The following is a 19,784-nucleotide window of genomic DNA, read 5'->3' as shown; positions in this document are numbered from 1 at the left end:
CCCGAGGGAGACCGGGGGGGGCCAGGCCTCCCCCTTTCCCCCCTGAGGGCCTGTCCGGAAGATCATGGCCGGGTCCGCGGCCCTGATCCGCCGGACAGGCCCTCGCGCACGGAACCGTCAGCGCTCCAGGACCAGCGCGAGGCCCTGGCCCACGCCGATGCAGAGCGCGGCCAGGCCCGTGCCGGAGCCGGTTGCCGCGAGCTGGTGGGCGACCGCGCCGGCGAGCCGGGCGCCCGAGGCGCCGAGCGGGTGGCCGATGGCGATGGCGCCGCCGCGCGGGTTGACCACCGCGGGGTCGAGTTCCGGCCATTCGGCGAGGCAGCCGAGCGCCTGGGCGGCGAAGGCCTCGTTGAGCTCGAAGGTCGTCAGGTCGGAGAAGCCGCGGCCGGCCTTGTCCAGTGCCCGCCGCACGGCCTCCACCGGGCCGAGTCCGAAGAGCTGGGGCTCGATGCCGGTGACGGCGGAGGCGCGGATGCGGGCCAGCGGCTCGCGGCCGGTCTCGCGCAGCCCCTCCTCGTCGACGAGGAGCAGGGCCGCGGCGCCGTCGTTGAGCGGGGAGGCGTTGCCGGCCGTGACGGTGCCGCCGTCGGGGCGGAAGGACGGCTTGAGCCCGGCCAGGGCCTCGGGCGAGGTGTTGTCGCGGATGCACTCGTCGCGGACGAGCTCGACGCCCGGGTACGGGACGACCTCGCCGTCGTAGCGGCCCGCGGCCCACGCCTCGGCGGCCTTGCGGTGGCTGGCGAGGGCGAAGGCGTCCTGCGCCTCACGGCTGATCGCGTGCTTGTCGGCGACCTGCTCGGCGCCCTCGCCGAGGGAGACCGTCCATTCGGCGGGCATCCGCGGGTTGGTCATGCGCCAGCCGAGCGTCGTGGAGTGCAGCTGCTGGTGACCCGCCGGGAAGGCGCGCTCCGGCTTCTGCAGCACCCAGGGCGCCCGGGACATCGACTCGACGCCGCCCGCGATCGCCACGGACGCGTCGCCGAGGGCGATCGCACGGGCGGCCTGGATCACGGCCTCCATGCCGGAGCCGCAGAGCCGGTTGACGGTCACGCCGGGCACGGAGGTCGGCAGCCCGGCGAGCAGGACGGCCATCCTGGCCACGTCGCGGTTGTCCTCGCCGGCGCCGTTGGCGTCGCCGAAGTACACGTCGTCCACCCGGGCCGGGTCGAGCGCCGGCGAGCGGTCGACGAGCGCCTTGACCACGTGGGCGGCGAGGTCGTCGGGCCGTACGGAGGAGAGGGCACCGCCGAACTTGCCGATCGGGGTGCGGACGGCGTCGACGATGTAGACGTCGCGGATGCTCATCGGTTCTCTCCCACGTGACGTGCGCGATCGGGCCAGGACGCGGGATGTCCGCCGGGCGACACCCGTTCGCCTGGTGAAATATTCTTCATCTCCGCGGGCCCGAGTCTCCGCCGGTCGACGGCTCCTGTCAACGCCCCTTCAGGCCGGTCCGCGGTCCCCTGATCAGCGCCGTCAGACCGTAGTCGAGCTCCCTGCCGTCGACCAGCAGGGCCTCCACCGTCCGCGTCTCGGGGTCGATGTCGGCGACCAGGCCGTGCCCCTCGTAGATCGGGTACCCGGACTCGCCGGTACGGCCGGTCGCCTCGACGACCGCCGACCGGACGGCACTGTCCTCGACGGAGGCGGCGCCGCGGTCCTCCACGTGCGCCGGAACCAGCAGGATCTCGAAACGCTTCGGGTGTGTGCTCATGCACCGACGCTAAGCCGACCACCGGCAGGGCGCCGCCCGGGCCCGCGCGGGGCCCGCCGGGAAGGCGCCTCCGCAGGCCCGGCTCCTCAGCTGGACTCGCGGTGCACCACGTGCGAGTCGAGCCGTTCGTGCCGCTCCGGGGCCGCCCCCGGCTCGCGGACCACCCGGTCCACCAGCTCGGCGAGCTCGCGCCCGCCGACCATGTCGATGCGCACCGTGCTGAGCCGGGGCCGCAGCAGCCGCCCGATGACCAGGTCGTCCGAGCCGACCACGGCCGTCTCCTCCGGTACGGCGATCCCGGCGTCCTGGAGCGCCCGCATGAGGAGCATCGCGTACTCGTCGTTGTAGCCGAACACACCGTCGAGGCCGAGCTCGCGCCAGCGGGCGGCGAGCGCGTCGGCCGGCTCCTCCTCGTACCGCAGCGGGAGCGGTACGACGGTGGCGTCGGCGGCCTCCGCGGCGGCGCGAACGCCCTCGAGGCGCGGCACGGAGAACATCTCCAGGCCCGGTTCCTCGGGCATCACGACGCCGATGCGGCGGCGCCCGCGCTCGACCAGGTGGGCCCCGGCGAGCCGGCCGACCCGGGTCTGGTCCATGACGAGCGCGTGGGTGCCCTCGACCTGCTGCGGGCCGACGGAGATGACCGCCTTGGCGCCGGAGCGCTTCAGCAGCTCCACCCCGGTCGGGGTGAGCTCGACCTGGCCGAGCGAGACCACCGCGACCGGGCGCAGCTCGGCCCAGGCCCGGGCGGCCTCGTCCCCGTCCATGCCGACGCTGCCGTACTGCACGACCGTGTAGTCGAGGCTGCGCAGGGCCCACTGGAGCTCGTTGAAGAAGCGGCTGTAGAGCGGGCCGACGGGCACGTGCGCGGTGGGCAGCAGCACCATCCGGCTGTGACCGGCGCGAAGGCTGCGGGCCGCGGCGTGCGGCACGTAGCCGAGCTCCTCCGCGGCCTCCCGGACCCTCCGGCGGGTGGGCTCGCTGATCCGTACGGCCGCGGTGTTGTTGAGGACGTAGCTCACGGTGGCGCGCGAGACCCCGGCGAGCCGCGCCACATCGGCGCTGGTCGGGACGGGGCTTCCGGCGGACTGCTTGGGTGACTGGCTCATCGATCCGGCATCTTTCCAGAACGATCCGGCGCAGGGTCTGGCGGATGGCCGGATTCGAGTGCTACACAAGATTTACACGCGTCACTGACACGTGTAACCACACCGTGTCAGTGCGCCTCGCCAGCGAGGTCACGCCGTCCTGCGGTCATCCCCCTCGCGTCACCCCTGCATCACCTCTGCATCACTCCCGCATCACCCCCGCATCACCCCTTGTCATCCTTCCGCTCCCGCCCCGCATCGGGCGATCACTCCAGGAGGGCACCGTGGCCCTTTCCTCCCCCGGCACGTCCCCCGGCTCGTCCCCCGGCACCGCCCAGGACTCCGCCGGCGCCGTCTCCCCCGCCGCACCCCGGCCGAGCCGCGGGCTGCTGCCTCTGCTGCTGGCCGGGAACACCGCCATGTACGCGCTGTACGTGGGTGTCCCCGGACTGCTGCTCGCCCTGCAGATCGAGGCCATCGACCCGGCGGACAAGGTGGCCAACTTCGGTCTGGTCTCCGGTGTCTCCGCGATCTTCGCGACGGTCTTCAACCCGGTGGCCGGCGCGCTCTCCGACCGCTCGGGGCGCCGCAACCCGTGGATCCTGGCGGGCGGACTGCTCGCGCTGCCCGTGATGCTGCTGCTCGGCAGCGTGCACACGATCCTGCTGGTGATGATCGCCTGGTGTCTCGGCCAGGCCGTGATGAACGTCTACCAGGCGGCCCTCACCTCGGTGGTCCCGGACCGGGTCCCGCTCGCCTCCCGCGGCAAGGCCTCGGCGGCGGTCGGACTCGGCCTGCCCGTCGGCTCGACCATCGGCGCCCTGGTCGGCGCCGCCTTCTCCGAGGACTACCGCACCGGCTACCTGGTCTTCGGCGCGATCGTCGCCGCCACCGCCGTCCTGTTCACCTCCCTGGCCCGGGAGGAGCGCATGCCGCCGAAGGCGCCGATGCCGGTGAGGGCGCAGCTGGCCGCGTTCGGCAGCGCGCTGAAGGACCACGACTTCCGCTGGGCGTTCATCGGCCGCGCGCTGCTCGTGCTCGGCTACTTCGCGGTCGCCGGCTTCCAGCTCTACATCCTCAAGGACCACACCGACCTGCCGGCCGGGCTGAGCGCGGAGGAGGCGGTGGCCGTGCTGATGCCCGTCAACTCGGTGGCCATGGTGGTCTCCACGGTCCTGGGCGGCTGGCTCTCCGACCGCTACGACCGGCGCAAGCTCTTCGTCGGCGCCTCCGCCGCGCTCGCCGCCGTGGCGCTGCTGATCCCGGCGGTCTCGACCAACTGGACCGCGATGCTCGCCTTCTCCGTCGTCAACGGCCTCGGTTTCGGCTGCTACATGGCGGTGGACACGGCCCTGGTGACGATGGTGCTGCCGAAGGCCGAGGACGCGGCCCGGGACATGGGCGTGCTGAACATCGCCAACGCCGGTCCGCAGATCGTGGCGCCGTTCGTCGCGTCCCTGATCGTCTCGCTCAGCGGCGGCTACACCGCGCTGTTCCTGGTCGCCGCCGTACTGTCGGTGCTCGGGGCGCTCGCGGTGCGCCCGATCCGTACGGTGCGCTGACCGCCTGGCGGTCGGTTGAGCTCCGTAACCGCCCTGAACTGCCGGATCTGCCGTACCTTTTGGTCATGGACGACGCTTCGATGGTGGGAATGCTCGGCCGGGTGACCGGCACTGTCGGGCCCGGCCTCGTCGGTGAGGTGATCGTCCGCATCCGGGGCGGCGCCGAGCACTTCCTCGCCTATCCGGCCTCGGCGAAGGACCGGATCGAGACCGGCACGGTCGTGATGGTCGTGGAACATCTCCCTCCACGCACCGTCTATGTCACAGCCGCGTACGACAGTTGACGCAACCGTTGAGCGGCGGACGCACCGGGCGCACACTCCCTTCACCGGAACCGCACGGGTCCGGTGAAGGGGGACCTGTCCGATGAGCCTCTGGATGCTGGTGGGCGCCGCCGTCGGCGCCTTCGCCGTTCTGATCGGTCTGTTCAAACTGATGTGGCGCGTCGCCGAACCCAACGAGGCGCTGATCATCTCGGGTTCGAACCACAAGACGGAGGGCCTGGGCGAGGGCATGGGCTTCCGCATCGTCACCGGACGGGGCACGCTCGTGCTGCCCGGCGTCCAGGCGGTGCGGAAGCTGTCGCTCGACCTCAACGAGACCCAGCTGTCGGTGGAGTGCGTGACGCACCAGGGCATCCCGCTGAAGGTGCGGGGCGTCGTCATCTTCAAGGTGGGCGACGACTTCGTGTCGATCGCCAACGCGGCCCGCCGATTCCTCGACCAGCAGAAGCTGATGTCGGAGCGGGTGCACATCGTCTTCGCCGGTCATCTGCGTGCCATCGTGGGCGGGTTGACGGTGGAGGACATGATCCGTGACCGGGAGAAGCTGACCGGGCAGGCCCGTTCGGCCTGTGGCACGGAGATGGAGAAGCTCGGCCTGATCGTGGACTCGCTGCAGATCCACGAGATCGAGGACCCGACGGGGTACATCAAGAACCTGGCCGCGCCGCACGCGGCCGCGGTGCAGCGGGACGCCCGCATCGCGCAGGCGGAGGCCAACCGCCGGGCGACCGAGGCCGAGCAGCAGGCCGCGGCGCGGATGTCGGAGGCGACGCGCGACAGCGAGATCCTCCAGGCGGGCTACCAGGCCGAGCGCGACCAGGCGGCCGCCAAGGCCCGGCAGGCCGGCCCGCTGGCGGACGCGGCTGCCCGCCAGGAGGTCGTCGTCGAGGAGACCCGGGTCGCCCAGCTGGAGGCCGACCGCAAGGAGCAGCAGCTCCAGGCGGAGGTCCGCAAGCCGGCCGACGCCCTCGCGTACGAGCAGCGGACGCTGGCCGCGGCCGAGCGTGACGCCCGGATCCTGGCCGCCGAGGCGGAGGCCCGGAAGACCGAGCTGGCCAGCGCGGCCACGGCGACGGCGACCCGGCTGACCGGTGAGGCGGAGGCCGCTGCGGCCCACGCGAAGGGTCTCGCGGTCGCCGAGGCGACGCGGGCGAAGGGTCTGGCCGAGGCCGAGGCGATCAAGGCGCGGGCGGCGGCCCTCGCGGAGAACCAGGAGGCCGTGGTCGCGCAGCAACTCGCCGAGAAGTGGCCGGAGATCGTGGGTGCCGGGGCCTCGGCCTTCGGCAACGTCGACCAGATGGTGCTGCTCAACGGCGCGGACGGGATGGCGGAGATGTTCGCCAAGGCGCTCACGATGGGCGGTACGGGTCTCGGGCTGGCCCGGCAGCTGCTCGCCAACATGAGCCCGAACGGCGAACGGCAGGCGCAGCCCGCTCCCACGGCGGCGGTGCCCGCGCCGCGTGCCGAGGAGATCACGGTGGAGGAGCTCACGGCCGGCGACGGCGACTGAGCGGCCTCGGGCCGAGCGGGGCCAGGCCGGTGGGGACCTGATCCGCCGGTCCGGCCCCGGGGGCCCGTCCGCACCCGTCCGCCGGACGGGCCGACGGGCCGACAGGCCGACAGGCCGACAGGCCGACAGGCCGACAGGCCGACAGGCCGACAGGCCGACAGGCCGACAGGCCGACAGGCCGACGGGCCGACAGGCCGAGGGGCTCGGCGCGCGTTGTCGCGCCGGGCCCCTCGGTCGTACACAACGCCCGACGTACGGTCAGCAGTTCTCGTCCTGCTTCACCGCGCCGATCACCATGGTCCGCCCTTCGACCCGGGCGCCGGGCGCCGGGTCCTGGGTGCAGACCTTCCAGTCCTCGCTGGTGGTGGGCACGGTCCGGCCCTGTCCGGAGGCGTCCTCGAAGCGCATCGAGCCCGAGAGCTGGCCGTACGCCCCGGCGACGCTGCCGCCGCGGAGGTCGGGCATGAAACCGTCCTCCACGCGCACGGGCGCGGTGGGCGTGCCCGGCGCGGTGGTCGCGGGCCGGGGCTCCGGCGCGTGCGTCCGCTCCTGCTCCGGCGCCGAGGAGCAGGCGGTGAGCGCGGCGAGCAGACCGGCGGCAAGGGCGGCACTGGGACCGGAGATGCGGATGTGACGCATGTTCCCCCCTGGGACGAGCGTGAACGAAGAGGGTCCATCATCCCTGCGCCGTCCCCAGGGCGTCCGCCCGCCCCGGGGGTTGTCTCAGTTGTGCCCGAACTTCCGATCCTTGCGGTGGGCGGGGACGTCGATGGCCGGGCGGGGCCCCTCCGACGCGGACGAGCGCGGGGTCTCCTTGGCCGTCGTGGCGGCGGCGCGGTGCTCGTGGCCGCCGGTACGGGCGCCCTTGTTGACCCGGGTCTGTTTCTTGCCCACGATCGTGCCTCCCGTCTTGGAATCTCGTTCCAGGCTCGCACGGGGGCATGGACGCCGCATGTCAGGCCGTGCGGCCTCCATGCCCCTGGTCCTCCTGGCCGAAGACCCGGCGGAAGGCGCCGAGCGTCGCCCGGTCGCGGGTGCGGTCGAGGACGCCGAAGACGACCTCGTCGAAGTGGCCGGCGAACCGGCCGTCGCCGGTGAGCAGGGCCTTGAACGCGCCCGCGACCACGGCCGGGTCGTTCTGGAAGACCCCGCAGCCCCAGGCGCCGAGGACGAGCCGGCGGTAGCCGTTCGCGGCGGCGGTCTCGAGGACCCGCTCGGCGCGGGAGGCGAGGGCGGCGGGGACGCGGTCGGCCAGCTCGGGCGTGCGTCGCCGGATCACTCCGGCGTTGGGCGCGGGCGAGGTGAGGAAGCCGACGGCGAAGGGCTCGTCGAGCAGGGTGCCGCGGTCGTCGCGGAACACGGGGACGGCGGGCGAGTGAATCACCCGGTCGGTGTAGAAGACGTCCCGGTCGCCCCGGTGGTGCTCGTAGTAGGCGGGTGCCCGCAGCAGCGTGTCGTAGAGGGCGGAGGAGCGGCACAGGGCCTCTTCCTGCGCCTGGGCGCCGTTCAGGTAGCCGCCGCCGGGGTTGCGAGCGGAGGCGAAGTTGAGGACGGCCACGGGCGCGGAGGCGTCCTCGCGGAGCATCCGCCGGGCCGCGGCGAGGCTGCTCTCGCCGGTGACGCGGATCGTGGCCGTACGGTCGCGGTCGGGTGTGACCGGGACGGGCTCGGGGCCGTACAGGCGGGTGCCTTCGCAGGCGGCGGTCAGCTGCTCGGCGAGGGGGACGGTCCGTCCGCCGGGCGCCGTGTAGCGGCCCTCGGCGACGATCCGCTCGTTCTCACGGGCGAGGGCCCGCAGTCGTGCGCTCATGACCCGAAAGCATGATCGACCCGCTCACCGGGCGGCAACGGAATTAGGGGCGGAACGGGGCCGCGGAGGTCGCGGCGGCCCGCCGTCGTGCCGTGAAAGGCGCTCTTGCACGCCCGTGCCGGGTGGCTTTAGGTGGAAGCAGCGCTTACCCAGGAGGTGGAGCGATGACGACTCCGTCGTCGGGCGGCATACCCCGGGGCGGTTCTCCTCTGACCGAGGAGGATGCCGAGGACCTGCTGCGATGCATCTGTTTCAAGACGGGCCCGCCGCGCACGGTCGGGGCCGAGCTGGAATGGCTCGTCCACGAACTGCGTGATCCCCGTCTTCCCGTTCCGCCGGGCCGGCTGGCCGCGGCGATCGACACCGTCCGGGCCCTGCCGCTGGTGGCGGCCCTCACCTTCGAACCCGGTGGGCAGCTGGAGCTCAGCTCGCCGCCCGCCGCCTCCCTCATGGAGTGCCTGGACTCGCTCGCCGCCGACCTGCGGGCGGTGCGGGAGGCGCTCGCCCCGCTCGGACTCGGCCTCAGCGGCTACGGCGTCGACCCGTGGCTCGCGCCCCGCGCCCGCGTGCTGCACGAACCGCGCTACGACGCCATGGAGCGCGCGCTCGGCAGGAACGGGCCGTCCGGACGGGCCATGATGTGCGAGTCGGCCTCCGTGCAGGTCTGTCTCGACGCCGGCCTCGACGACGACGGGCCGCTCGGCTACCGCAGGCGCTGGCGGCTCGCCCACCTGCTCGGCGCGGTGCTCGTCGCGGCCTTCGCCAACTCGCCCGTGCACGGCGGGCGGCGGACCGGCTGGCGGTCCACCCGGCAGGCGCTGTGGACGGACCTCGACCCCACGCGGGCGCTCGCACCGCCGCCGGACGGGGAGCCGCGCGCCGAGTGGGCGGCGCACGTCCTGGACACCCCGGTGATGTGCGTACGGACTCCGCAGGGGCCGTGGGCGGTGCCGGAGGGCCTGTCGTTCCGGGAGTGGCTGCGGACGGGGGCGCCGCGCCGGGCGGACGCGGACGACCTGCGGTACCACCTGACCACCCTTTTCCCGCCGGTGCGGCCGCGCGGGCATCTGGAGCTGAGGATGATCGACGCGCAGCCGGGCACCGACGGCTGGATGGTGCCCATCGCGGTCACTACCGCCCTCTTCGAGGACCCCGCGGCCGCCGAGGCGGCGTACCGGGCGGTGCTGCCGCTGGCGCCGCTCGCCGGCGACGGCCCCGCCCCGCGCAACCCGCTGTGGCGGACGGCGGCCAGGGACGGTCTGACCGACCCGCTGCTGCACGCGACGGCGCTGACCGTGTTCGAGGCCGCCCTGGAGGCGCTGCCCAGGACGGGGGCGACGCCGGCGGTGGTGGGCGCGGTGGCCGCGTTCCACGGACGGTACGTGGTGCCGGGCGGCTGTCCGGCCGACGAGCTCCTCGAGGTGGCGTCATGACCGGGCTGGACGAGACGGCGCTGCGGCGGCGGGCGGTGGCGGCGCTGAGCACGGCGCGGGCGCGGACGGCACTGCTCACCTCCTGCGTGGAGGACGCCGAACTGACCGCCCAGCACTCGCCGTTGATGTCCCCGCTGGTGTGGGACCTGGCGCACATCGGCAACCAGGAGGAGCAGTGGCTGTGGCGGGCGGTCGCCGGCCGTGAGGCGCTGCGGCCCGAGATCGACTCGATGTACGACGCGTTCGAGCACCCGCGCGCGAGCCGGCCCTCGCTGCCGCTGCTGGCTCCCGCCGAGGCGCGGGCGTACGCGGCGGACGTGCGGGACCGGGTCCTGGGGGTGCTGGACTCCACCCGGCTGGAGGGCCGGCCGCTGGTGGACGCGGCCTTCGCGTTCGGGATGATCGCCCAGCACGAGCAGCAGCACGACGAGACCATGCTGATCACCCATCAGCTCCGCAAGGGCCCTCCGGCGCTCTTCGCTCCCGCGCCGCCGGCGACCGTGTCCGAGCCACCGGAAACGCGTGAAGTCCTCGTTCCGGGCGGTCCGTTCACCATGGGCACCTCGGACGAGCCGTGGGCGCTCGACAACGAGCGGCCCGCGCACACCCGGATCGTGCGGTCGTTCCTCATCGACACCGCGCCCGTCACCAACGGCGCGTACCAGGCGTTCATGGCGGACGGCGGCTACCACGACGAGCGCTGGTGGCGACCGGAGGGCTGGGCGCAGATCCGCGAACACGGCATCGAGGCACCGCTGTTCTGGCGGCACGAGGGCGGCCAGTGGCTGCGCAGGCGCTTCGGCGTGACCGGGCCGGTCGCCGAGGACGAGCCGGTGCTGCACGTCAGCTGGTACGAGGCGGACGCCTATGCCCGCTGGGCCGGGCGCCGGCTACCCACCGAGGCGGAGTGGGAGAAGGCCGCTCGTCACGACCCGGCGACCGGCCGGTCGCGCCGCTACCCGTGGGGCGACGACGATCCCCGGCCCGAGCACGCGAACCTGGGGCAGCGGCACCTGGGGCCGGCGCCGGCCGGGAGCTTTCCGGAGGGTGCCTCGCCGCTGGGCGTGCGCCAGCTGATCGGTGACGTGTGGGAGTGGACGGCGAGCGACTTCCTGCCGTACCCGGGCTTCCGCGCCTTCCCGTACAAGGAGTACTCGGAGGTGTTCTTCGGACCCGAGCACAAGGTGCTGCGCGGCGGTTCGTTCGCCGTCGACGCGGTGGCCTGCCGGGGCACCTTCCGCAACTGGGACCTGCCGGTGCGCCGGCAGATCTTCTCCGGCTTCCGCACCGCACGCGACGCGGAGCCGGCCTGATGTGCCGTCACCTCGCGTACGTGGGGCCGCCGGTGGCGCTCGGCGAGCTGCTGCTGCGCCCGCCGCACTCCCTGGAGCGGCAGTCCTGGGCGCCGCGTACGCAGAGCAGCGGGGTGGTCAACGCCGACGGGTTCGGCGTCGGCTGGTACGCGGAGGGCGATCCGGTGCCCGCCCGCTACCGGCGGGCGGCGCCGATCTGGGGCGACCTCTCCTTCGCCGACCTCGCCCGCGTGGTGCGGGCGGGGGCGCTGCTCGCCGCCGTGCGCGGCGCCACCGTGCCGGGGGCGGACGGGGAGGCCGCGGCGGCGCCGTTCGCGGCCGACCGCTGGCTGTTCAGCCACAACGGCGCCGTGCCGGGCTGGCCCGGCTCGCTCGTCCCGCTGGCGGCGACCCTGCCGGCGGCCGAACTGCTCGCCATGGAGGCGCGCACCGACTCGGCGCTGGTGTGGGCGCTGGCCCTGCACCGGCTGCGCGCGGGAACGGCACCCGGTCCCGCGCTGGCCGGCACCGTGCGGGAGGTGGACCGGGCGGCGCCCGGCGCGCGCCTCAACCTGATGGTCACCGACGGCACGACGGTGGCCGCCACCACGTGGGGGAACTCGCTCTGGTACCTGACCGGGCACGGCCGGACGGCCGTGGCCTCCGAACCGTACGACGGCGATCCGGGCTGGACGGAGGTGCCGGACCGCACGGTCCTCACCGCCTCCCGCGACGGCGTCGCCCTCACTCCGATCGAGGAGCTCTCCCCGTGAGCCCGTTCCAGCTGACCCGTACCCTCGCCGAGGACGCCATGGACGCCGCGCTGCGCGCCGACGTGCTCCACGGCCTCACCCGCACGCCGAAGGAGCTGCCGCCGAAGTGGTTCTACGACGCGCGCGGCAGCGATCTCTTCGAGGAGATCACCCGGCTGCCGGAGTACTACCCGACCCGGGCGGAGCGGGAGATCCTGATCGCCCGGGCCGGGGAGATCGCGGCGGCGACCGGGGCGCGGACCCTGGTGGAGCTGGGGTCGGGCTCCTCGGAGAAGACCCGACACCTGCTCGACGCGCTGCTGCCCGATCTCGAGGTCTACGTGCCGGTCGACGTGAGCGAGTCGGCGCTGAAGGGCGCGGGCGAGGCGCTGCTGGCCGAGCGGCCGGGGCTGCGGGTGCACGCGCTGGTCGCCGACTTCACCCACGGTCTGGAGCTGCCGCCGACGGCGGGGCCGCGACTGGTGGCGTTCCTGGGCGGCACCATCGGCAATCTGCTGCCGGAGGAGCGCCGGGTGTTCCTCGGGGCGGTGCGCCGGATGCTGGCGAGGGGTGACGCCCTGCTGCTCGGCACGGACCTGGTGAAGGACGAGGGCACGCTGGTGGCCGCGTACGACGACGCGGCCGGGGTGACCGCCGCGTTCAACAAGAACGTGCTGGCGGTCGTCGACCGTGAGCTGGGTGCCGACGCCGATCCGGACGACTTCGAGCACGTGGCGCTGTGGGACCGGGAACACGAGTGGATCGAGATGCGGCTGCGGGCGCGGCACGCGCTGGCGGTGAAGATCCCGGAGCTCGACCTGGTGGTGCCGTTCGAGGCGGGCGAGGAGCTGCGGACGGAGGTGTCGGCGAAGTTCCGTCAGGAGGGCGTACGGGCGGAGCTGGCGGAGGCCGGTTTCACGCTGTCGCACTGGTGGACGGACGAGAAGGGCCGGTTCGCGCTGTCGCTGGCGACGGCGGACCGGGCGCCGGGCGCGGTGGGCTGAGCGGGGATGCCGGGGAGTCCGCGCGCGGTGGTGGTCGTCAGGGCGACGGCCGCCTCGGCGGTACGGGCGAGGGAGCGCCGGTCCGTACCGGGTGCCGTCGGCAGCGGGTCGAGGACCCGGAGTTCGGCGACGAGGCCGGGTGTCGTGGCGATCCGCCACAGCGAGGCTCCGAGGGTGTCCTCGCCGACGAAACCGGCGGGGCCGACCGGCCGGTAGTCGATCCGTACCGGCTGGACGCGGGCTCCGCTGTCGAGCGCGGCCTGGAAGGCGGCCGGGCGGAAGGCTCCGCGGGCCCGCCCGCACCAGGTGGAGCCCTCCGGGAACGCGGTCACCCGGCCGCCGGCCGCGAGGGCGGCGGCCATGTCGGCCACGGTCCCGGGCAGGCTCCTGAGCCGGTCGCGGTCGATGAAGACGGTGCCGCCGAGGGCGGCGAGCGGGCCGAGCACGGGCCAGCCGCGCACCTCGCGCTTGGCGAGCATCCGGCCCGGCAGGACGGACGCGACGAGCGGGATGTCCAGCCACGAGATGTGGTTGGCGACGACGAGCAGCGGGCCGGGGCCCGGCACCGGCCGGCCGGTGACCCGGATCCGTACCCCGAAGCCGCGCAGCACGGCCCGGCACCAGAGGCGGACGAGGAGGAGCCGCCCGGCGGCGGGCAGCGGGGCCGCCAGCGGGGAGAGCAGCACCCCGAGGAGGACGGCGGCAAGCCCGGCGGTCAGCCGGAGCACACCGGCCGCGGTGCCGCCGCGCGGGGCGGCGGCACCGGGGTGGGCGGCGCACCGGCCGGGTGTGCAGGGCGCCGTGGGCAGCCACGGCGAGACGGCCGGGGTGTTCACCGGGCCGGGGCGAGCGAGAGGAAGTGGCGCAGGTAGCGCGGGTTGGTGCGGCGCAGCGAGAGCAGCACGTAGAGGTCGGCCACGCCGAAGTCGGGGTCGTGGGCCGGGGCGCCGCACACCCAGGCGCCGAGACGGAGGTAGCCGCGGAGCAGCGGCGGCAGTTCGGCGCGGCTGCCCGTGCCGGCGGCCGGGGTGACGCCGTCGGGGGTCCAGAGCCGGTGCGGGGTGACCCAGTACTCCTCGGGGGCGAGGTGCTTGGCCTTGACGGTGTCCCAGGTGGCGGCGGCGAGGGAGCCGCCGTCGGCGAGCGGCACGGAGCAGCAGCCGGCCAGCCAGTTGTGTCCGGTGCGGGTCATGTAGCGGGCCAGGCCGGCCCAGACGAGGGCGATGACGGCGCCGTTGCGGTGGGCGGGGTGGACGCAGGAGCGGCCGACCTCGACCAGGTCGTGGCGGATCGGGTCGAGCCGGCTGAGGTCGAACTCGGTCTCGGAGTAGAGCCGCCCGGCGACGGCGGCCCGTTCGGGCGGCAGCACCCGGTAGGTGCCGACGACCTCGCCGGTGTCCTCCTGGCGTACGAGGAGGTGGTCGCAGTACGCGTCGAAGGCGTCGCTGTCGAGGCCGGGCTCGGGTCCGTCGAGGCGGGCGCCCATCTCGCCGGCGAACACCAGGTGGCGCAGCCGCTGCGCGGCCCGGACGTCCTCCTGGTCGCGGGCCAGGCCCACGACGTAACGGGGCTGCGGCTCGCCGCCGGTCACCGGCTGGGCGGGGACGGCGGCGAGGGGCCCGGCCGACGGTTCGGCGACGGGCTGGACGAGGGGAACGGCGGCCATGTCGGGCTCCTCCGGCGGTACGGAAGGGGACGGTCGGAGCCGGGCCGTGCGAGCGGTGGCCCGGCTCCTCGTTTCTTCCGTGACCGGCTGGATTCGACGTGACCGGCCGGGGGCCGGTTGGTGTGGAGGGGCTGAATGGTGGGCGGACCGAGCCGCGTCGCCCGGGTGCCGCAGGACACGGGTACGGGACGGACGGGCCGGGGCCGGGCGGGCCGCGGTCCGACGGCCGGGGGCCCGGGGTGGCGGCGGACTACTCGGCGAGGGCGTCGGTGATCTCCTCGGAGGCGTCCCGGGCGGCCTGCCGCGGGTCCTCGCCGGAGAGCACGGCGGTCATGTACGGCTTGATCGGGTTGTCGGCCTCGACGTCGGCCCACTGGGGGGAGTTGGGCGTGGCCCGGCCGCGGGCGGCGGCGGCCGCCATGGTGGCGGTGGCCTCCTGGCCGGCCACGACGGAGGCGAGGGAGGACTTGTTGGGGACGTAGTTCATGGCGCGGGCGAGTTCGCCCTGCCACTTCTCGCCCGCGAGGGCCTTGACCACGTCGAGGGCGGCGGCGCGTTCGGGCGCGTTCTCCGGGATGATCAGGTCGGAACCGCCGGTGAAGACGACGCACGGCCGGCCGGCCTTCCTGCCGGGGATGGGGAAGTAGCCGAGCTTGTCCTTGAGCGCCGGGTTGGCCTTGAGGATGGCCGGGACGACGCTGGGCGGGGCGATGATCTGGGCGACGTCGCCTCCGGCGAACACCTCGGCCTGCGGCGGGTTCTGTTCGTCGGCGTTCTTGGGGCCCTTGCCGAGGGCCTGGAGCCGCTTGTAGAGGTCCATGCCGCGCAGGGCGGCCGGGCTGTCGAGCGCGCCGGCCCACACGCCGCCCTTGTCGACGGCGAGGTCGCCGCCCTCCTCCCAGATGAAGCCGGAGAGCGTGTACCAGTCCTGTCCGGCGAGGTAGATGCCCTGGTGGCCGTCGTCGTTGAGCTTCTCGGTGTCGTCGAGCCACTCGTCGCGGCTCTTCGGCGGCTTGACGCCGGCCTCGGCGAACAGCTCCTTGTTGTAGATGACGATGCGGCTGGCCGCGTACCACGGGATGCCGTACTGGGCGCCGTCGATGCTGCCCGGTTCGGCGAGACCGGGGAGCCAGTCCTCGCTGCCGAGGTCGCGGACGGACTCCAGGGTGAGGTCGTAGAGCTTGTCGGTCTCGGCGTACTGGGCGACCTGGGTGTTGCCGACCTCGATGACGTCGGGGCCGCCGGGGCCCTCGACGGCCTCGGTGACCTTCTTCCCGATGCCGGTCCAGTCCTGGATCGTGACGTTCAGTTCGACGCCGTCGTGCTCGGCCTCGAAGGATTCGGTGAACTTCCGGAGGAAGTCGTCGCTGACGCTGTCGCGCATCAGCCACACGTCGACCGTGCGGGTCTTGCTCCCGCCGCCCGGAAGGAGCCCGCAGCCGGCGAGGGCGAGGGCGGAGACGACTGCCAGCGGACAGACGAGACGGCGGTTCTTCACGTAGGTCACCTTCTGCGAGGGAGGGTTGCCGACCCGACGTGTGGGGGGACCGAACGGGAGGTTCGCGCGGGTATGTGGCCTGGATTCTGGTCTGGACCAATGCGCAGGGTCAAGTCCCTGACGACCTCGTCCTCCCGCCGCCCCGCACCCGGCCGGCCGGCGGCGGACGTGTCGCGGACCCCGGCCGGGTGGGGCACGGTGGAAAGAACCCACCGAGGGCACCGAGAGGAGTCCGGCTCCCATGTCGAACCACACCTACCGCGTCACCGAGATCGTCGGCACGTCCACCGAGGGCGTCGACCAGGCCATCCGCAACGGCATCGAACGGGCCTCGCAGACGCTTCGCGGCCTCGACTGGTTCGAGGTCACGGAGGTGCGCGGCCATCTCGTCGACGGCTCGATCGAGCACTACCAGGTGGGCCTCAAGGTGGGCTTCCGCCTGGAGGACGGCGCCTGACGGCGTCCCCCAGGACACCCACCGGGACGCCCGTCAGGTCCGGCCTTCCCGCTCCTGGGCGTCCTTCAGCGCCTCCGACACCGTCGCCCAGCGGGCCCGCACCACGGTGAAGCCCGCCGCCTCGGCGGCGTCGCAGACCATTTCGTCGTCGTCCACGAGGACGTGGACCCCGCGCTCGCGCTCCAGGCGCCGCAGCACGTCGATCTTGGTCTGCCGAGCCGGGCGGAAGTCCCGGTGGCGCCGCATGTGCACGGGTCCCTCGGGCAGCCCGTGCGCGGCGAGCCAGTCGAGGGTGTCCCGGCGGCAGCGCTCGGGCCGCCCGGTGAGGTAGACGACGTCACGCTCCTCCGCGGTACGGAGACACAGCTCGACGCCCTCCGCGAGCGGCGGGTCCTCGGGCGCGGCGGCGAAGAAGCCGTCCCAGTCGCGGGGGCGGCGCTCCAGGAAGTGCTGGCGGTGCGCGGTCGAGGCGAGGGTGTTGTCGAGGTCGAAGACGGCCACGGGCCCGGGGTTTCGGATCACTCCCTCAGCGTAGGCGGCCGTTCCTTCCCCACGGCTTGCGCCGCGCACGCCGGCCGCTGCCGGCCGCTCGCCCGCCCGGCGGGGCTGACCAGGGCAAACGCGGCAAGCCGGGCCTAGAATCGGCGGATGCGCGACACCGGTACCGACCTCTTCCCCCTCGGCCCCGCCGCACCGCACGACCCGTTCGTGCGGGTGCGGGGCGCCCGTGAGCACAATCTGCGGGGCGTGGACGTCGACATTCCCCGGGACGCGCTGACCGTGTTCACGGGTGTGTCCGGCTCGGGCAAGTCGTCGCTGGCGTTCGGCACGATCTACGCGGAGGCGCAGCGCCGTTACTTCGAGTCGGTGGCGCCGTACGCGCGCCGGCTGATCCACCAGGTGGGCGCGCCGAAGGTCGGCGAGATCACCGGGCTGCCGCCCGCGGTGTCCCTGGAGCAGCGGCGGGCGGCGCCGAACGCGCGCTCCTCGGTGGGCACGGTGACCACGCTGTCCAACTCGCTGCGGATGCTGTTCTCCCGGGCGGGCGACTATCCGCCGGGAGCGGAGCGCCTCGACTCCGACGCCTTCTCGCCCAACACCGCGGCCGGGGCCTGCCCGTCCTGCCACGGTCTGGGCCGGGTCCACGGCACGAGCGAGGAACTGCTCGTGCCCGACCCCGGGTTGTCGATCCGGGAGGGGGCGATCGCGGCCTGGCCGGGCGCGTGGCAGGGCAAGAACCTGCGGGACGTGCTCGACGCGCTCGGGTACGACGTGGACCGGCCGTGGCGGGAGCTCGACGCGAAGGACCGCGAGTGGATCCTGTTCACGGACGAGCAGCCGGTCGTCACGGTCCATCCGGTGCGCGAGGCGGACCGCATCCAACGCCCTTATCAGGGGACGTACACGAGCGCCCGGCGCTATGTGCTGCACACCTTCTCCGACTCGAAGAGCGCGACGCTGCGGGCGAAGGCCGAGCGCTTCCTGACGAGTGCGCCGTGCCCGGTGTGCGGGGGCAGCAGGCTGCGGCCGGAGGCGCTGGCGGTGACGTTCGCGGGCCGCACGATCGCGGAGATGGCGGCGCTGCCGCTGACCGGTCTGGCGAAGGCGCTGACGGCGCACGACGGACCGGAGACGGCCCGGGTGCTCACCGCGGACCTGGTGGCGCGGATCGCGACCGTCACCGAGCTGGGCCTCGGCTATCTCAGCCTGGACCGGGCGACGCCGACGCTGTCGAACGGGGAGCTGCAGCGGCTGCGGCTCGCCACCCAGCTGCGTTCCGGCCTGTTCGGTGTCGTGTACGTGCTCGACGAGCCGTCGGCGGGACTGCACCCGGCGGACACGGAGGCGCTGCTCGTGGTCCTGGACCGGCTGAAGGCGGCGGGCAACACCGTGTTCGTGGTCGAGCACCACCTGGACGTGGTGCGGCACGCCGACTGGCTGGTGGACGTGGGCCCGCGGGCCGGTGAGCACGGCGGCCGGGTGCTGCACAGCGGCCCGCCCGCGGCGCTCGCGGAGGTGGCCGGCTCGGCGACCCGGCGTTTCCTCTTCGACCGGGCGCCGGTGCCGGAGCGCGCGGTGCGCACGGCCTCCGGGCGGCTGCGGGTCGGCCCGGTGACCCGGCACAACCTGCGCGGTCTGGAGGCCGATTTCCCGCTGGGCGTGCTCACGGCGGTCACGGGAGTGTCGGGCTCGGGCAAGTCGACGCTGGTGGGCGCGCTCACCGAGGCCGCGGAGGAAAGCCCGGACGTGTCCCGGGTGGTGACGGTCGACCAGAAGCCGATCGGCCGCACTCCGCGCTCCAACCTGGCCACGTACACCGGGCTCTTCGACGTCGTGCGCAAGCTGTTCACGGAGACGGAGCAGGCGCGGGAGCGCGGCTACAAGGCGGGGCGGTTCTCGTTCAACGTGACGGGTGGGCGCTGCGAGACCTGCCAGGGCGAGGGCTTCGTCTCCGTGGAGCTGCTGTTCCTGCCGAGCACGTACGCGCCCTGCCCGGACTGTCACGGGGCCCGCTACAACCCGGAGACGCTGGAGGTGCGGCTGCGGGGACGGACGATCGCGGAGGTGCTCGACCTGACGGTGGAGGCGGCCGCGGAGTTCTTCGCCGGGACCCCGGCGGCGGCGCGCGCGCTGAGCACACTGCTCGACGTCGGTCTGGGGTATCTGCGGCTCGGCCAGCCGGCGACGGAGCTGTCCGGCGGCGAGGCGCAGCGCGTCAAGCTGGCCGCCGAGCTGCAGCGGCCGCGCCGGGCGCACACCCTGTACGTGCTGGACGAGCCGACGACGGGGCTGCACCCGGCCGACGTGGAGGTGCTGATGCGCCAGTTGCACGGCCTGGTGGACGGCGGGCACACCGTGGTGGTGGTCGAGCACGACATGGACGTGGTGGCGACCGCCGACCGGGTTCTCGACCTGGGGCCGGGCGGCGGTGACGAGGGCGGCCGGATCGTGGCCGAGGGAACGCCGGCGGAGGTGGCCCGGGCGGCGGGGAGCCGGACCGCGCGCTTCCTCGCGGCCCGGCTCCAGGCGTGAACCACCCCGTGCCGGTGACTACCTGGGCTCGACGAACTGGAGCTCCAGACCCACCTTGATCACGTCGCCGAGGATGCCGGGCGCGAAGTCGAGGCCGAAGTCGCTGCGCCGGAACTCCCCGGTCGCGTCGAAGCCCGCATGCCGGCTGCCGTCCACCGGCACGTCCACGACGCCGCCGAACTCGACGTCGAAGGTGACGGGCCGGGTCACGTCGCCGATGGTGAGCTCGCCCTCCAGGGTCCAGTCCTCGCCCGCCCCGGCGATCCGGGTCGACCGGAAGGTCATCGTGGGCCGCTTCTCCACGTCGAGCAGGTCGGGGGCGCGGACATGGGCGTCGCGGTCGGCGTTGCCCGTGTCGATCGAGGCGAGCCGCACGGTCGCGGTGACCGAGGAGTCCTCCAGGGTCTCGCCGACGACGAGTTCGGCGGTGAACTCGTCGAAGCGGCCGCGGACCTTGGAGATGCCGAGGTGGCGGATGGTGAATCCGACGGAGGAGTGCAGCGGGTCGAAGGGCCAGCGGCCCGGGATCAGCGGGAGGGTGGTCGGAGCGGTGTTCTGCGTCTCAGTGCTCATGGCTCCACGATCACCGCCCGCCGTACGGCGAGGAAGGCCGCGCCGATGCGGGTAGTGGCGGAGCCTGGTAGTGACAGGGCCACCCTCCGCGGGCGGTCCGCTCGTACG

19 protein-coding genes and 1 pseudogene are annotated in these 19,784 nt (G+C 73.9%); 9 read left to right on the top strand and 11 right to left on the bottom strand.

What is annotated here, in order from left to right; translation table 11 throughout:
* Nucleotides 1-117: 117 nt before the first annotated feature.
* The 3 genes from ACFWJO_RS35155 to ACFWJO_RS35145 form a co-directional block, all read right to left on the bottom strand.
* A complete protein-coding gene (locus ACFWJO_RS35155; RefSeq protein WP_386871910.1) occupies nt 118-1,305 on the bottom strand; it encodes a thiolase family protein in 1,188 nt (395 codons plus the stop codon).
* Nucleotides 1,306-1,432: 127 nt separating this feature from the next.
* Complete coding sequence (locus tag ACFWJO_RS35150) at nt 1,433-1,714, bottom strand: hypothetical protein (protein ID WP_384409553.1); 282 nt, start codon at nt 1,712-1,714, stop codon at nt 1,433-1,435.
* A gap of 86 nt (nt 1,715-1,800) precedes the next feature.
* Nucleotides 1,801-2,823: a LacI family DNA-binding transcriptional regulator gene (locus tag ACFWJO_RS35145; RefSeq protein ID WP_386871908.1), complete on the bottom strand. Its 1,023-nt coding sequence runs from the start codon at nt 2,821-2,823 to the stop codon at nt 1,801-1,803.
* A 263-nt stretch (nt 2,824-3,086) separates the two neighbouring features.
* Between ACFWJO_RS35145 and ACFWJO_RS35140 the strand changes: the two genes are divergently transcribed.
* From ACFWJO_RS35140 to ACFWJO_RS35130, 3 genes are all read left to right on the top strand, one after another.
* Nucleotides 3,087-4,364 (top strand): MFS transporter, encoded by a 1,278-nt coding sequence (locus ACFWJO_RS35140; protein WP_386871906.1) that lies wholly within the window; start codon nt 3,087-3,089, stop codon nt 4,362-4,364.
* A 59-nt stretch (nt 4,365-4,423) separates the two neighbouring features.
* Nucleotides 4,424-4,648, top strand: coding sequence for a hypothetical protein (locus ACFWJO_RS35135; protein ID WP_386871904.1), 225 nt, complete (start codon nt 4,424-4,426; stop codon nt 4,646-4,648).
* Nucleotides 4,649-4,730: 82 nt separating this feature from the next.
* The gene (locus ACFWJO_RS35130) at nt 4,731-6,158 is read left to right on the top strand and encodes a flotillin family protein (protein ID WP_386871903.1); all 1,428 of its coding nucleotides are present in this window, start codon (nt 4,731-4,733) and stop codon (nt 6,156-6,158) included.
* A gap of 258 nt (nt 6,159-6,416) precedes the next feature.
* On the opposite strand, the gene ACFWJO_RS35125 is transcribed toward ACFWJO_RS35130, so the two are convergent.
* The 3 genes from ACFWJO_RS35125 to ACFWJO_RS35115 form a co-directional block, all read right to left on the bottom strand.
* Entirely contained in the window at nt 6,417-6,797 is a 381-nt protein-coding gene (locus ACFWJO_RS35125) for a hypothetical protein (protein WP_386871901.1), read from the bottom strand.
* An 84-nt stretch (nt 6,798-6,881) separates the two neighbouring features.
* Nucleotides 6,882-7,052 (bottom strand): hypothetical protein, encoded by a 171-nt coding sequence (locus ACFWJO_RS35120; RefSeq protein WP_386871899.1) that lies wholly within the window; start codon nt 7,050-7,052, stop codon nt 6,882-6,884.
* A 61-nt stretch (nt 7,053-7,113) separates the two neighbouring features.
* Nucleotides 7,114-7,968: a TIGR02452 family protein gene (locus ACFWJO_RS35115; RefSeq protein ID WP_386871897.1), complete on the bottom strand. Its 855-nt coding sequence runs from the start codon at nt 7,966-7,968 to the stop codon at nt 7,114-7,116.
* Nucleotides 7,969-8,132: 164 nt separating this feature from the next.
* On the opposite strand from ACFWJO_RS35115, the gene egtA reads away from it, so the two are divergent.
* Genes egtA through egtD form a run of 4 tightly spaced genes read left to right on the top strand, consistent with a single transcriptional unit; the run spans nt 8,133 to nt 12,449 of the window.
* Nucleotides 8,133-9,401, top strand: coding sequence for an ergothioneine biosynthesis glutamate--cysteine ligase EgtA (gene egtA, locus ACFWJO_RS35110; RefSeq protein ID WP_386871895.1), 1,269 nt, complete (start codon nt 8,133-8,135; stop codon nt 9,399-9,401).
* Nucleotides 9,398-10,714: an ergothioneine biosynthesis protein EgtB gene (gene egtB / locus ACFWJO_RS35105; protein WP_386871893.1), complete on the top strand. Its 1,317-nt coding sequence runs from the start codon at nt 9,398-9,400 to the stop codon at nt 10,712-10,714. Before egtA ends, egtB begins: the two co-directional genes overlap by 4 nt.
* The gene (gene egtC / locus ACFWJO_RS35100) at nt 10,714-11,466 is read left to right on the top strand and encodes an ergothioneine biosynthesis protein EgtC (protein WP_384409574.1); all 753 of its coding nucleotides are present in this window, start codon (nt 10,714-10,716) and stop codon (nt 11,464-11,466) included. The genes egtB and egtC overlap by 1 nt, the downstream gene beginning before the upstream one ends.
* A complete protein-coding gene (gene egtD, locus ACFWJO_RS35095; protein ID WP_386871890.1) occupies nt 11,463-12,449 on the top strand; it encodes an L-histidine N(alpha)-methyltransferase in 987 nt (328 codons plus the stop codon). The genes egtC and egtD overlap by 4 nt, the downstream gene beginning before the upstream one ends.
* 230 nt (nt 12,450-12,679) lie before the next feature.
* On the opposite strand, the pseudogene ACFWJO_RS35090 reads toward egtD, so the two are convergent.
* The 3 genes and pseudogenes from ACFWJO_RS35090 to ACFWJO_RS35080 all read right to left on the bottom strand — a co-directional run.
* Nucleotides 12,680-13,060 (bottom strand): annotated as a pseudogene (locus tag ACFWJO_RS35090) (lysophospholipid acyltransferase family protein); the annotation flags it as partial.
* A 221-nt stretch (nt 13,061-13,281) separates the two neighbouring features.
* Entirely contained in the window at nt 13,282-14,115 is an 834-nt protein-coding gene (locus ACFWJO_RS35085) for a GNAT family N-acetyltransferase (RefSeq protein WP_386871888.1), read from the bottom strand.
* A 250-nt stretch (nt 14,116-14,365) separates the two neighbouring features.
* Nucleotides 14,366-15,613, bottom strand: a complete 1,248-nt coding sequence (locus tag ACFWJO_RS35080) for an extracellular solute-binding protein (RefSeq protein ID WP_386871886.1) — start codon at nt 15,611-15,613, stop codon at nt 14,366-14,368.
* Between the two features lie 241 nt (nt 15,614-15,854).
* On the opposite strand from ACFWJO_RS35080, the gene ACFWJO_RS35075 reads away from it, so the two are divergent.
* Nucleotides 15,855-16,070 carry a dodecin gene (locus tag ACFWJO_RS35075; protein WP_385689262.1) on the top strand — a complete coding sequence of 72 codons (216 nt, stop codon included), beginning with the start codon at nt 15,855-15,857 and terminating at the stop codon, nt 16,068-16,070.
* 33 nt (nt 16,071-16,103) lie between these two features.
* On the opposite strand, the gene ACFWJO_RS35070 is transcribed toward ACFWJO_RS35075, so the two are convergent.
* Nucleotides 16,104-16,592 (bottom strand): hypothetical protein, encoded by a 489-nt coding sequence (locus tag ACFWJO_RS35070; RefSeq protein ID WP_386871884.1) that lies wholly within the window; start codon nt 16,590-16,592, stop codon nt 16,104-16,106.
* Between the two features lie 126 nt (nt 16,593-16,718).
* Between ACFWJO_RS35070 and ACFWJO_RS35065 the strand changes: the two genes are divergently transcribed.
* Nucleotides 16,719-19,103: an ATP-binding cassette domain-containing protein gene (locus ACFWJO_RS35065; protein ID WP_386871882.1), complete on the top strand. Its 2,385-nt coding sequence runs from the start codon at nt 16,719-16,721 to the stop codon at nt 19,101-19,103.
* 18 nt (nt 19,104-19,121) lie between these two features.
* Here the strand turns inward: ACFWJO_RS35065 and ACFWJO_RS35060 are convergent, their stop codons facing one another.
* On the bottom strand, nt 19,122-19,676 hold the full coding sequence (locus ACFWJO_RS35060; RefSeq protein WP_386871880.1) for a YceI family protein: 555 nt from the start codon (nt 19,674-19,676) through the stop codon (nt 19,122-19,124).
* Between the last annotated feature and the right edge of the window lie 108 nt (nt 19,677-19,784).

It is taken from the genome of Streptomyces sp. NPDC127092, from assembly GCF_042722475.1.
Lineage (GTDB): Bacteria > Actinomycetota > Actinomycetes > Streptomycetales > Streptomycetaceae > Streptomyces.
This window is presented reverse-complemented; position numbering and strand designations above follow the sequence as displayed.

What these genes read in the sequence shown, in the direction of transcription:
- ACFWJO_RS35150 (WP_384409553.1), bottom strand. Translation starts at nt 1,714, where the DNA reads ATGAGCACACACCCGAAGCGTTTCGAGATCCTGCTGGTTCCGGCGCAC.
- ACFWJO_RS35085 (WP_386871888.1), bottom strand. Translation starts at nt 14,115, where the DNA reads ATGGCCGCCGTTCCCCTCGTCCAGCCCGTCGCCGAACCGTCGGCCGGG.
- egtB (WP_386871893.1), top strand. Translation starts at nt 9,398, where the DNA reads ATGACCGGGCTGGACGAGACGGCGCTGCGGCGGCGGGCGGTGGCGGCG.
- ACFWJO_RS35130 (WP_386871903.1), top strand. Translation starts at nt 4,731, where the DNA reads ATGAGCCTCTGGATGCTGGTGGGCGCCGCCGTCGGCGCCTTCGCCGTT.
- ACFWJO_RS35060 (WP_386871880.1), bottom strand. Translation starts at nt 19,676, where the DNA reads ATGAGCACTGAGACGCAGAACACCGCTCCGACCACCCTCCCGCTGATC.
- ACFWJO_RS35155 (WP_386871910.1), bottom strand. Translation starts at nt 1,305, where the DNA reads ATGAGCATCCGCGACGTCTACATCGTCGACGCCGTCCGCACCCCGATC.
- egtC (WP_384409574.1), top strand. Translation starts at nt 10,714, where the DNA reads ATGTGCCGTCACCTCGCGTACGTGGGGCCGCCGGTGGCGCTCGGCGAG.
- egtA (WP_386871895.1), top strand. Translation starts at nt 8,133, where the DNA reads ATGACGACTCCGTCGTCGGGCGGCATACCCCGGGGCGGTTCTCCTCTG.
- ACFWJO_RS35065 (WP_386871882.1), top strand. Translation starts at nt 16,719, where the DNA reads ATGCGCGACACCGGTACCGACCTCTTCCCCCTCGGCCCCGCCGCACCG.
- ACFWJO_RS35125 (WP_386871901.1), bottom strand. Translation starts at nt 6,797, where the DNA reads ATGCGTCACATCCGCATCTCCGGTCCCAGTGCCGCCCTTGCCGCCGGT.
- ACFWJO_RS35115 (WP_386871897.1), bottom strand. Translation starts at nt 7,968, where the DNA reads ATGAGCGCACGACTGCGGGCCCTCGCCCGTGAGAACGAGCGGATCGTC.
- ACFWJO_RS35145 (WP_386871908.1), bottom strand. Translation starts at nt 2,823, where the DNA reads ATGAGCCAGTCACCCAAGCAGTCCGCCGGAAGCCCCGTCCCGACCAGC.
- ACFWJO_RS35075 (WP_385689262.1), top strand. Translation starts at nt 15,855, where the DNA reads ATGTCGAACCACACCTACCGCGTCACCGAGATCGTCGGCACGTCCACC.